This window comes from Paenochrobactrum glaciei (assembly GCF_039522165.1).
GTDB lineage: Bacteria > Pseudomonadota > Alphaproteobacteria > Rhizobiales > Rhizobiaceae > Paenochrobactrum > Paenochrobactrum glaciei.
The window spans coordinates 665,357-677,217 of the sequence record NZ_BAAADE010000001.1 but is presented as its reverse complement, the minus strand read 5'-3'; the positions used below and the strand labels follow the sequence as shown (position 1 = coordinate 677,217).

The 11,861-nt window shown below is 48.5% G+C and carries 10 protein-coding genes; 5 read left to right on the top strand and 5 right to left on the bottom strand.

Annotated features, from left to right (window positions below; all coding sequences use genetic code 11):
* Positions 1 to 39: 39 nt before the first annotated feature.
* Positions 40 to 1,029: a BMP family protein gene (locus tag ABDZ76_RS03255; protein WP_343801239.1), complete on the bottom strand. Its 990-nt coding sequence runs from the start codon at positions 1,027 to 1,029 to the stop codon at positions 40 to 42.
* A 178-nt stretch (positions 1,030 to 1,207) separates the two neighbouring features.
* The gene (locus ABDZ76_RS03250; RefSeq protein ID WP_343801236.1) at positions 1,208 to 2,506 is read right to left on the bottom strand and encodes an amidohydrolase family protein; all 1,299 of its coding nucleotides are present in this window, start codon (positions 2,504 to 2,506) and stop codon (positions 1,208 to 1,210) included.
* Between the two features lie 190 nt (positions 2,507 to 2,696).
* On the opposite strand from ABDZ76_RS03250, the gene ABDZ76_RS03245 reads away from it, so the two are divergent.
* On the top strand, positions 2,697 to 3,281 hold the full coding sequence (locus tag ABDZ76_RS03245) for an IMPACT family protein (RefSeq protein WP_343801233.1): 585 nt from the start codon (positions 2,697 to 2,699) through the stop codon (positions 3,279 to 3,281).
* Here the strand turns inward: ABDZ76_RS03245 and ABDZ76_RS03240 are convergent.
* On the bottom strand, positions 3,278 to 4,591 hold the full coding sequence (locus tag ABDZ76_RS03240) for an O-antigen ligase family protein (protein ID WP_343801230.1): 1,314 nt from the start codon (positions 4,589 to 4,591) through the stop codon (positions 3,278 to 3,280). The genes ABDZ76_RS03245 and ABDZ76_RS03240 overlap by 4 nt on opposite strands.
* Entirely contained in the window at positions 4,560 to 5,552 is a 993-nt protein-coding gene (locus ABDZ76_RS03235) for a glycosyltransferase family 2 protein (RefSeq protein WP_343803001.1), read from the bottom strand. Before ABDZ76_RS03235 ends, ABDZ76_RS03240 begins: the two co-directional genes overlap by 32 nt.
* Positions 5,553 to 5,766: 214 nt before the next feature.
* Here ABDZ76_RS03235 and ABDZ76_RS03230 point away from each other — a divergent pair, with 214 nt between their 5' ends.
* The 3 genes from ABDZ76_RS03230 to ABDZ76_RS03220 are packed head-to-tail and all read left to right on the top strand — an operon-like array spanning position 5,767 to position 8,568.
* Positions 5,767 to 6,930 carry a glycosyltransferase family 4 protein gene (locus tag ABDZ76_RS03230; RefSeq protein ID WP_343801227.1) on the top strand — a complete coding sequence of 388 codons (1,164 nt, stop codon included), beginning with the start codon at positions 5,767 to 5,769 and terminating at the stop codon, positions 6,928 to 6,930.
* Between the two features lie 14 nt (positions 6,931 to 6,944).
* Positions 6,945 to 7,712 (top strand): WecB/TagA/CpsF family glycosyltransferase, encoded by a 768-nt coding sequence (locus ABDZ76_RS03225; protein ID WP_343802998.1) that lies wholly within the window; start codon positions 6,945 to 6,947, stop codon positions 7,710 to 7,712.
* Complete coding sequence (locus ABDZ76_RS03220) at positions 7,705 to 8,568, top strand: DUF6492 family protein (protein ID WP_343801224.1); 864 nt, start codon at positions 7,705 to 7,707, stop codon at positions 8,566 to 8,568. Before ABDZ76_RS03225 ends, ABDZ76_RS03220 begins: the two co-directional genes overlap by 8 nt.
* Here the strand turns inward: ABDZ76_RS03220 and ABDZ76_RS03215 are convergent.
* Positions 8,565 to 9,779 (bottom strand): lipopolysaccharide biosynthesis protein, encoded by a 1,215-nt coding sequence (locus tag ABDZ76_RS03215; RefSeq protein ID WP_343802995.1) that lies wholly within the window; start codon positions 9,777 to 9,779, stop codon positions 8,565 to 8,567. The two genes, ABDZ76_RS03220 and ABDZ76_RS03215, sit on opposite strands and share 4 nt — an antisense overlap.
* Before the next feature lie 253 nt (positions 9,780 to 10,032).
* On the opposite strand from ABDZ76_RS03215, the gene ABDZ76_RS03210 reads away from it, so the two are divergent.
* Positions 10,033 to 11,859 (top strand): GumC family protein, encoded by a 1,827-nt coding sequence (locus tag ABDZ76_RS03210; RefSeq protein ID WP_343801221.1) that lies wholly within the window; start codon positions 10,033 to 10,035, stop codon positions 11,857 to 11,859.
* Positions 11,860 to 11,861 lie beyond the last annotated feature (2 nt).

Here is an 11,861-nt window from a genome sequence, read left to right as displayed (position 1 = left end):
GTCCGTGCAGAGTTTTAATGGAAGTCTAAGCGCGGTTGTTTACTTAGGCTCATCCGCATTGAGTTTGAGCTCAAACGTACCGGCTTTGATTTCGGCGCGGCGCGCTTCCATCTTTTCTTCAGCCGAAGCAGGGGCTACGCCTTTGACATATTCAATGTCATTGCCGCCTTCTTTCATCATCGAATAAGGCGTGTAGTCTTTGCCGGTCTGCTTGCCTGCCTGCACGTCAGCAACGGCTGCTGCGAGGATCGGGCCATAATTCCACACGGAATTGGCAAAGACGGTGTCAGGATAGCGCTCGGTATAGCTTGTGAGCGAGCCAATGGCTTTGATGCCACGCTCTTTGGCGGCATCTGCCGTGCCGATGCGCTCGCCAAACAGAATGTCTGCGCCGCCATCAATCTGTGCCAGACCGGCTTCGCGTGCCTTTGGCGGATCAAAGAAAGTGCCCATGAAGGTGACGAGGAACTTTGCATCAGGGCGGGTTTCTTTTACACCATCCTGAAACGCATTGATGAGCATGTTAATTTCAGGAATTGGCACTGCACCCACGGAGCCGAAAATGCCCGACTTGCTCATTTCACCTGCAAGCATACCGGCCAGATAAGCGCCTTCAAAATTCCATGTGCCGACAACGCCGAAATTTTCTCCCTGCGGCTGGCCGGAAGAGCCCATGACAAAGCTTGTCTGCGGGTAATCAGCGGCCACTTCGCGTGCTTCACGCTCAACAGCATAGGATTCACCGACAATCAGCTTGATGCCCTGTTCGGCATATTCGCGCATGGCGCGCGGGTAATCACTGGCTGAAATACCCTCAGAAAAGATATATTCGATTTTGCCGTCTTTATCCGCCTGAAGCAGTGCTTCATGCACGCGTGAGTTCCAGGCATTTTCAACTGGTGAAGCGTGAAGACCGGCCACTTTGAGCTTTTCTTGCGCCATTGCAAAAGGTGAGACACAAACGCTGGCAGCTAAAGCCGCTGTTAATGTCAAAAGACTGCGACGGTTGAATTTCGGGAAACTGGACATAAAAACCCCCTCTGGTTTGTGCTTGACACAAAAAAGCGCTTCGAATTCAAAAAACAAATTGTTGTTGCTGTGCAGGACGAAGCCAGAATGTGTCAAGGTGATGGTTGCCGTCTTTTGCAGCAATCCACCACTCTATCATCCTCGAAATCGCGTCACTTTCAAGCTTTTTATCGTTTGGTCAAGACTTGCGCGGTGCGTAAGAAGCTGCATTGACGGTTGCAGGGCGGCCATCAAGCTTCAGATTGGTAATGCGCGGTGCAGTTTCTGCCAGAATTTTACCGCGACGGACAACGGTCAGGCGGTTGGCTTTAAGGCGCAGGGCTTCCAATGTATCGCGTGCTTGCAAGACAACGAAATCAGCATTGCAACCTTTAGCAAGACCGTAATCTTTCAAGCCCAAAGTCTTGGCCGAATTAACGGTGATGGCATCAAAGATTTGTTTCTTGCCCTCAATAGAAGTCATCTGCGCCACATGCAGTGCCATATGGCCAACTTCCAGCATATCGCCTGAACCCATCGAATACCAAGGATCCATCACGCAATCATGGCCGAAGGAAACATTGATGCCAGCGGCCATCAGTTCCGGCACACGGGTCATGCCGCGGCGCTTCGGATAGGTGTCGGCACGGCCTTGTAGTGTGATGTTAATGAGCGGGTTCGGAATGGCATTCATCTGCGCTTCCGCCATCAGCGGAATGAGCTTCGATACATAGTAATTATCCATCGAATGCATTGAGGTCAGATGCGAGCCGGAAACGCGTCCCTGTAAGCCAAAACGCATGGTTTCAGCAGCCAGTGTTTCCACATGGCGCGACATCGGATCATCACTTTCATCACAATGGATATCAACCGGCAGGCCACGCTCCGCTGCAATGCGGCAAAGGGCTTCAAGCGATGCGGCGCCATCAGCCATGGTGCGTTCAAAATGCGGGATGCCGCCCACAACATCCAAGCCCATATCCAGCGAACGATTAACAAGATCAACCGCACCTGGTGAGCGATAGTAACCATCCTGCGGGAAGGCGACCAGTTGCAGGTCAATATAAGGCGCGACTTTCTCGCGCACTTCGATCATTGCTTCGGCGGTTAATAAACGCGGATCACTCACATCCACATGGCTGCGGATGGCCAGAAGTCCTTGTGATACTGCCAGATCGCAATAGCGCAATGCGCGCTCCACCATGGCTTCGCGGGTTAGCATCGGCTTCAATTCGCCCCAAAGCGCAATGCCTTCCAGCAAAGTGCCGGAGGTATTCATGCGTGGCAGGCCGAGCGATAAAGTGGCATCCATATGGAAATGCGGATCAACAAATGGCGGGGTCACCAGCTGGTCTTGTGCATCAATTTCTTGCGCTGCTTTGGCATCAGCTGCTTGATGGGATGGCAATATATCGGCAATCTTGCCGTCTCTAACCAATATATCCTGTTTTTCGCGACCATCGGGAAGATTGGCATTTCTGACGATCAGATCAAACATGGATATACCTCTTTTGTGATAAATTGATGTGTGGCTTGCGGTCAGCCGGATTATGGACAATATGCCATGAGGGGCTGACAAAAGTTCTAGGTGATTTACAGAGTAAAATCACTGCGGGCAATCAGACTTTGTTAAAACTTGCCCGCTCATTCAATTGATTATCGGGTTTTTTACAAAAAATACAAAGCATATGTTCACCATCACGCGCTTAGAGACATTTGAACAGGATATTAAGAAGAGCCGTTTTTTGGCGGTGGCTGCTCCTGTTGCCAATGAAGAAGAGGCAAAAGCCTTTTTGCAAGAACACTCTCATGCTGGCGCCAACCATAATTGCTGGGCATGGCGGATGGGGCAGAATTATCGCTTCAATGATGATGGTGAACCAAGCGGCACTGCGGGTAAGCCGATTTTACAGGCGATTGACGGGCTTGAGCTTGATAATGTCGTGGTGGTGGTGACCCGCTGGTTTGGCGGTATTTTGCTTGGCAGCGGCGGATTGATCCGTGCTTATGGTGGCACGGCTGCTTTATGCTTGAGGGCTGCTGACAAGCAGGAAGTCATCCCGCAACGTTTGGTGACTATTCGCTGCGGCTTTTCCGATCATGCTTTATTGAAAGCACGGCTTGGCAGTGTTCAACACGCACAATTGCGTGATGAAAGCTTTTTAAGCTATGGCGTTGAGATGCATTATGCGCTGCCGGAAAGCCAAACGGACACATTGCTCGAAATGGTGCGTGATCTGACCCGCGGGCAGGCAGTGATCAAAGAGAATTAAGGATCGCGTGTAGCAATTTTTACCCGCGCACACAGCCGCAAGCCAAAAGTTGCCAGCATCAGGATCAGCCATGCCGGATCAATGCGTCTGAAAAAGAAGCTTTCCAGATGGGCGCTGAGCGTACAAAAAAACACGACCATCAGAAAGAAATCCGCGAGCAAAATATTTTCACGTGTTCGTTTGCAATGCAGATAATCAAATAATGGTAAAATGATTAAGACCATGACGGCACAGATCAATGCCGGAATGCCCATGGTCATAGCAATATCAAGATAGCCATTATGGCCATGAACGATAGTGCGCACGTCCCAGCCTAGATAATAAGGGAATGCGGCATCCACACTGATGGGAGCCAGCCAGAAACTTTCAAAGCCAAACCCTGTCCATGGGTGCATTCCTAATCGGTCGAGGGCAAACGACCAGATGGACGTACGACCAGTGAAGGTTGCATCAATTGGCATGCTTTCCATAAAGTCGCGCAGCGGCTTGAATAAAATAGTGCCGATAGTAAGCAAACCTAAAACAATATGAGTAGTAAGGGTTGTAAGGAAGGTGAGCCAGCGCCAGCCAAGAAGGGCTGGAAAAATGATCACAATGACAGCCAGCGGAATAAGAGCTGTGGTGGTCTTGGAGCCTGTTTGCGAAACGAAAATAGTAGCCGTGATCATGATGATTAACCCGCGGAGCACCATTCCGCGTCGCATCAGATAAATACCTGCAAATGCAAAAGCTGCCATGACAGGACCGGCAATATTTTTATGAACAAAGACTCCTCGCCACAGATAGGAGTTCTGTGGTTCGATCACATCATTGCCGTGGGTAGCTAAATCCGGCAGAATAACGACCCCGATAAAGGATAGAACAATCACCAATCCGGATACAATGGTGATGGTTTTGGTGAAGCCCTCGGCATCTTGCAATAATCCGGCAATGGAAAACATGCACACCATACCTATAAGCGTAAAAACAACAGTGCGGATGGTGGCCATGGGGTCGGGTGCAATAAAGGCGGACATCAGCAGAAATCCGCACATTAAAATCCAGCCCGGACTTAATAATGCGCGTAAAAAATGTGGCTTGGCCAATGTAAACAGACAGATGACGGCAATGACACCTAAAGCACTGAAGCCCAGCTGATTGACGATATCTCCGCCTTCATTTGCTTCAAAGCGGCCGTGGAAAGGCCGGAAAGAAATTAAAAGAATGGAGAATATGATTGTGCTGGCAGCAATAGCGGCTGAGCGCGTGCTGTTTATTATACCGCCTTGCGATTGCGGCTTAGTTTTTTTCCGGATTGCGATATTGTTCATGATTATATCCGAAATGAGCTGCAACCCGACCAAGGCCGACGTGAATATAATAAAGGCCTATCTTAACTGATCTGGATTTCATGCCTTTGATCAGCGCTTTAAACGGTGAAACGCCTAAAATAGCGAGGCTTTTGAAAAAGGTTTTTGCATCGGCCAAAGGCTCTTGCGCCCGTTTTCGTTTTTCAATCCGCGTAGAAAGCATACCATTGCGTAAGCCGCGATCTCTGATCCATTCGCCTTCCAGACGGCGGGAAGGTATTGTTTCAAAAACCTGCGCTTCTGCTGACCATGCGGTAGTAAAACCTGCCACAAGACTGCGGCTGATAAAATCGGAATCCCCACCACCGGTAAAGTTAAAAACAAGATCGAGAAACGGAAACGGCATTTTATCCAGCACAGCGCGCGAAACAAGCAAATTACCCGATGAATAAAGAGCGGGTACTTTACCGCTGACAGTATAGGGCGGTGAAAAAACCGGATGTTTTGCCCAATGGTTCAGACTTTCTTGTTCAAAAACCGGAACTTGCGGCCCGCCGACAAAATCAGCCTGATAGCGTTCTTTAGCCTGACACATGGTTTCGAGCCAGTCGGGGCTTGCAAGTTCATCATCATCAATAACAAGCAATTGTTGTAAGTTAGGAAAATGATGCAATGCCATCAGCCATGCTGCATTATAGGCATTACAATTACCGCGCGCACTTTCCACAATGATCATGCCTTTGCATTCATTGTTTAAAAATAAAGGAGCGGCAGCTATCGCGCCTTCCTGCGCTTCGGCTTCATTTTCAACCAGAATGATTGCGAAATTACGGCTTGTAATTTGTGTGGCTAGCGAGTGAAGTGTTTTGAGGACATGATTGGGGCGGCGAAATGTCGGCAGGGTGACAACTGTATCCACTTGTGCGTAGTCAAGACCGGTGCTGGTTGCATAGATGCTGATATGTTCCGGTATTGCTGGCAACATTTGACTTAAACCCTTCCATGCCGGTGGCAAAAGACCGGAATGGCTCCGGTATGATGTCTTTAGCTGCTTGATAGCCTGAAAACTATTGCGATCTTGTTTATTTCTACAATCTTTTTAATTTATCACATAAAGGAAACGTGGTTTTAAGTAAGTCTTTATGAAAAAGACGCTATGATTAAAACAACATATTTTTGATTGAGGCGGAAAAAGAGTGCAACCATTACGATTGTTATTCATCACCTCGCTGGTGCCAAGCCATGGCAGCACGACCGGTTATGAAGTGGCGAATGCTGCGATCATTAATGGGTTGATACGCTCAGGTGCTCAGGTCACTATTTTGGGCTTTAACTGGCCGGGGCGCGTGTCTTCCATGCCGGAGAATACTATTCTTCTGGGAGAGGTGGATGTCCGCACCCAAGATGCCGGTTTCAAACAAAAGATAAAATGGATTTTGAAAGCCGTTCGCACCGGTTTGACGGTTTCATCGGTGAAGCTGCGCGTGATTTCAGATCAGGCATTTCAAGATGCAATTGCATCAGCTGGTGAGTTTGATGCCTATGTGCTTAACGGTGTGGCGCTTGCCGGTGCTTTTGAACATCTTTTAAAAGATAAACCGTCGATTTTTGTCGCGCATAATGTCGAACATCGCTCGGCAGCAGAAAATGCGGATGCGGTTAAAGATATTGTTCAGAAGATTTTGTTTAAACGTGAAGCCCGATTACTGGCAAAGCTTGAAAAACGCTTATGTGATCAGGCCGCATTTGTGTTTACTTTGGCCGATGAAGATGGCGTGATGCTGGGGCTTCCATCTTCCAAATTTGCTACTTTACCATTGGTGATGACAGAGCAGCCCCCAGAGCCTGTGATGCGTGAATTGCAATATGATCTGGCCTTGATCGGCACATGGACATGGCAGCCAAACCGTATCGGGCTTGAGTGGTTTTTGAATAAAGTCAAACCACTGCTCCCTGCGGACATGAAAATTGCGGTTGCTGGCAGCACGCCGTCTGATTTAATTGATACGTGGCCGGATGTCGAATTTTTAGGACGTGTGCCGGATGCGGTTGCATTTGTTGAAGGTGCAGCGGTGGTGCCGCTCGTCAGTGTTGCCGGAACGGGTGTGCAGCTTAAAACTATTGAAACATTTGAACTCGGTATGCCTTGTGTGGCAACACATCATTCGGTACGTGGTATTTCTAAAATTCCTGAGAATTGCATTCTGGCAGACGAACCGACCGCATTTGCTGCTGCTTTGACAGAACAGGTGGAACGTGCTCGCCTTGGCGAGCGTAACCGCCTTGATGGTAAAGTCTTTTATCATCAGCAGTTGGATGGAATGGATCGGGCAATTAAACAAGGCTTGGCAGGATTGTGAGCGGAAAGAAGGGCGTGGACGTTATGAATGACGTGCCGCAACGCGATATATTGGGTATTCCGGTTGTGGCGCTGAAATGGCAGCCTGCCTTGGAACTCGTGACCAGCCGCATTCACGCCAATCAGTTCACTAAAATTGCATGGTTGAACGCCCATTGTGCCAATGTCGCGCAAGGAGATAGCGATTATCGTCGGGCTTTGAATGGTTTTTTAATTTTGCCAGATGGTATCGGCGTTGATATTGCCAGCCGTGTTCTGCATGGCAGTTCATTCCCGGATAATCTGAATGGCACAGATTTTGTGCCGGCTTTATTGAAGTTTATTGACGAGCCTCTACGTGTCGGACTTTTGGGTGCAAAGCCTGAAGAAGTTGCCCGCGCTTGTAAAAACTTCAAAAAACAAACACCGCAGCATGATATTCAAGTGATTTCGGATGGTTTCTTTGATGGAACAAACGAACAGGTGATTTTGGAAAAACTAGCGCAATTCCGACCACATATTTTGCTGGTTGCAATGGGTGTACCGCGGCAGGAATTATTTATTGCCCATGCAATAAGTGAAGCTCATTGTATCTGCGTTTTCGGTGTTGGCGCTTTGTTTGATTTTCAGGCTGGAACAACCAAACGTGCCCCGTCTTGGATGCGCAAATTCAGAATAGAATGGGTCTATCGTCTGTTGTTGGAGCCACAGCGTTTATGGCGTCGTTATCTGGTTGGTAATCCGTTGTTTTTGTGGCATTTGCTCAAATATCGCTTGAGGTTAAAAGGAAATAATAATGGCTAAACAGATGGCGCTGGTAACGGCCAGTTACGACAAGGATTTTGACCGCTGCCGTTTGCTGTGTGAGACGCTTGATCGTTATGTCACCGGTTTTGAAGCGCATTATATTCTGGTTGCTCATCGGGATGTGGCTTTATTCAAGCAGTTAGCAAGCCCTAAGCGTATCATTGTTGATGAACGTGATTTGTTGCCGCGCTGGTTGTGGTCAATGCCAGACCCTAAAACATGGGGCAAAAGACAGATTTGGGTTTCCCCTTTTACCAAGCCGCTTTATGGTTGGCATGTGCAGCAATTGCGTCGTATCGCCATTGCCGAACATGTGGATGTTGACGGCTTTTTATTCTGCGATTCTGATGTTGCATTCATGCGCGAATTTGCAGCGAACCAGTTGTGGCATGGTGATGATATTCGTTTGCTACGCTACGATCAGGCTATGCTTAATCCGCCAACACCACCGCATCGCAATTGGTCTGATAATGCGGCACGGATCATGGGCATTAAAGAACATGGTCAGCATGATTACATCGCTAATGTTGTTTCGTGGCGGCGCGATGCCGTGCTTGCCATGTGTCGACATATGGAAGAGAAAAATGGCCGTTCATGGGTTAAGGTGCTGGGGCAGACGCGGGATTATTCCGAATGTATTTTATACGGCCAGTATGTTGATGAAATAGAAAAAGGCCGTGGACATTTTCATGCCGATTGGAGCATTTGTCACGTTTATTGGTTTGGTCCTGCACCGGATCAGGCAAAATTTGATGCTTTTATGAAGGATATGCGTCCCGACCAAGTGGCAATCGGCCTGCAATCTTTCATGAATATGGACAGTAGCACGGTAAAGCGGATTGTCGGACTTTAAACGCGGTTGGCAGGTTTTTTGAGGTGCCAATAGGTAAAGCAGGCCGAGACTAGATAAAGCACGACAAAGCACGCGTTCAGCCAGGCAATCCAGTCATTGCCGTCATGGCTGCTGCGCAGTAACAGCCAGATAAGCAGCGCTTTGATCAGTGCGGTTACGCTTAAATTGATGGCACGTAAGCCCGATTGGCCGCGTGCATAAAGCAATTCATTTTGATATTCAATGAGATTGCGCAAACTTGGCACCAGTAAAACCAATGGCACCAAACCCGCAACTGGCGCCACATTGCTGCCCAGTGCATTCGGGAAAATATATAAAACCGCTGCCAACCCGCCTAAGGCGATGGTGGAAACAATAAAAATGCCGCCTTCCATACCCAGTTTGATTTTGGCAGACGCTAAAAGGTCGGGTTTGCGCATCAGTTTTTGCACGAGCATCATATTGAATGAGCGGATTGGTACAGCGGTTAGATCGACAAGCCGCATGATAATGGCATAAATACCAGCAATGGTCGGGCCGCCAAAGCTTAAAACCAATAATTTGTCGAACTCATTTTGCAGGTAAAATAAAAATTCAGCTGCCGTGACTGAGAGTGAATCCGCTATGCGCCGCATATATAGTTTCGGGCGTAAGCGTAGCCGCACTTTCGGGTAAAATTGCAGGGCTAATAAAAGCGAAAAGACATTAGCGCCTAAATACCACCATGCCCAATGGGAGATGTCTTTTGCGCTGGTAAAGGCAAAGAGAAAGGCCGCAGCCGAGCGGGCAGCTGTTCCGGCGATGGTTAAAAATGAACCTCTGCCGAAACGTCCTAAACCATTATTGACGATGATGATGATTTCAGCTGAGCGCCAGACAAGGGCTTCGGCAATCACAATAATGGCGAATGGCCAGAAACTGACATTGTCTTTGAAAAAGATCAGATAAGCGCCAATGGTTGCCAGAGCAAAAAGCGGAATAGATGCAAGGATTGAAAGCAGATATCCGGCGGTATAAGTGCCAAGCAGATGCGGCTTCACGGTGGCGATACGATAAAGCGGCGAATTGAAACCGAGCGCGACAAGGCGTGATAAAACCACACCGGCAGCAGAGGCGGTTGCAAACAGTCCGAAATCGGCAAGCGACAATGAATTGGCGAGAGCGATGAAATAAATCAGTGATACGACAAGGCGCCCGAGTGAGCCGCTGATCAGAGCAAAATAATCCCGCATAACTGCCGGAGAAATTGTCTGTTTCAGTTTTTGCAGGGAAACGCCGAATTTCAAAATCAGTCCGCCATTGTTTTTGTTTGCTGAAGATAAAATCTAAGGTTCAAAGTTTAAAATCTGGTTGGTGTGCTGCAATCAATGCAATATTCTTTTGAAATCAGTACGATGTTAACTATTTATTTTCCATAAAAATTTATGCTTATCGATAATCTGGCCAATGTTTGGCCGATCTGTGGGCTAAAGACATGGTGGTAGAATGACGGATGAGAAAGGAAGACAGGATGACAGAGCTGCAAAGCCGCTCTTGTCTTATGCTCGCCGTTCACTGCATGTGGAAGTGAGCTCAAATGCTGATCCGCTAACGCCACCGGCTGATGACACATTGAATGTGCGTGAGCCGCATGAATTTGTCGTGCCGCCATGGGTGCCGCCTGTGGCCGGAAAAAAACGCGAAAAAGCAAGTTTTACTGGAACGCCAGAAAAAACTGTGGCTGTGAAACAGGATGCTGCTGCGCCGTCTTTAGATAATCTGGAAATGGCTGAAATTCAGCGCAAATTGGCCGAGATCAAGCAGGATATTGATCGCGGTTTTGATAATTTTCAGCAGCGTCAGCTTGAAGATAGCCTTGCCATGATGGCAGAGGCTGAGGCTGAGGTGCAGGGCGATGGGGTTAAGGGTTGGAAGCCGCTGATCGACCCGCGTCTGGTTTTCAATATTCTGGAAAATTCCAAGAAAACTCTGATTGCCAGCACCGCAATCGGTGGTGTCGCAGCCATTCTTTATGCATTGTCATTGCCTAATATTTATACCGCTTATACGGATTTGCTGGTTGATCCGCGCGACATTAAAGTGGTGGAACGCGAACTGACGCCTGGCCAATTGCCGACGGATGCGACCCTTGCGATCGCTGAAAGTCAGATGCGCATGATCGGCTCCAGCAGTGTTTTGCTGAAAGTGATTAAGGATGTAGACCTGATGGCTGATCCTGAGTTTAACGGCAGTGCGGCGCCGGTTGGGCCTTTGGCTAATATTATTAGTGATCTGAAAGCAAAATTCGTATCAAAGGAGCCGGTTGATCCGGCAATTTTAGAAACGCAGGTTTTGCAGGATCTGGCCAAAAGCCTGATTTTGGAACGTGACGCAAAGACCTTCGTTTTTACCATCGGTGTGAAAACGCAAAATCCGGTGAAGTCGGCTTTGCTTGCTAATACAATCAGCCGCGTGTTTCAGGATGAGTTGACGTCATTGCAGCAAAATGCAGCACGTCGTACGTCGGAAGATCTCTCCAAACGCTTAGCCGATTTGAAACTGGCTGTGCAAAATGCTGAAAATGCCGTTGATCAATATCGTGCTGAACATGATTTGATCGATCTGCAAGGCCGCTCGATTACCGATGATGATCTGGCACGCTTGAGCGAGCAATTATCTACGCAGCGTGCTGAAACTGTGCGTTTGAATGCGCGTGCAAAGGTGTTGAGTGAAGCAACGCCAGATAGTGTTTTGTCTGGCTCTTTGCCTGAAGAATTGCAGTCTGGCACCTTGACCTTATTGCGCGGACAATATGCAACAGCTCGCTCCACCGCTGATGGCTTGGCTATGACATTGGGACCAAAACATCCGCAATTGATACAGGCGCAGTCGCAAGTCGCGGGTGCACGCCGCGAAATTAACGCTGAACTTGGCCGTGTACGTGCATCTTTACAAGTTGAACAGAAACGATCTGTGCAGCAGGAAAAAGAACTTGGTGACCGTTTGGCAGAGATGAAAGTGCAACATGCCGACAGCAACGCCGAACGTGTGAAACTGCGTGAGCTGGAGCGTGAAGCAGAAGCACATCGCAGCATTTATGAAGCCTTCTTGTTGCGCTCGCGTGAAACGAACGAACAAGAAAGCCTGAACAGCACCAATGTGCGGGTGATTACCGAGGCACGGCCACCATTAACGGCATCGGCGCCAAAGCGTAAAATGATCGTTATCGCCGGTTTGATTTTGGGCTTTATTGCAGGGATAGGCTTCGCGCTGATGCGCGGGTTCTGGCCGCATGTCCAGCGCTGGCGACGTAATGAAACGGTGGAAGAATAAGA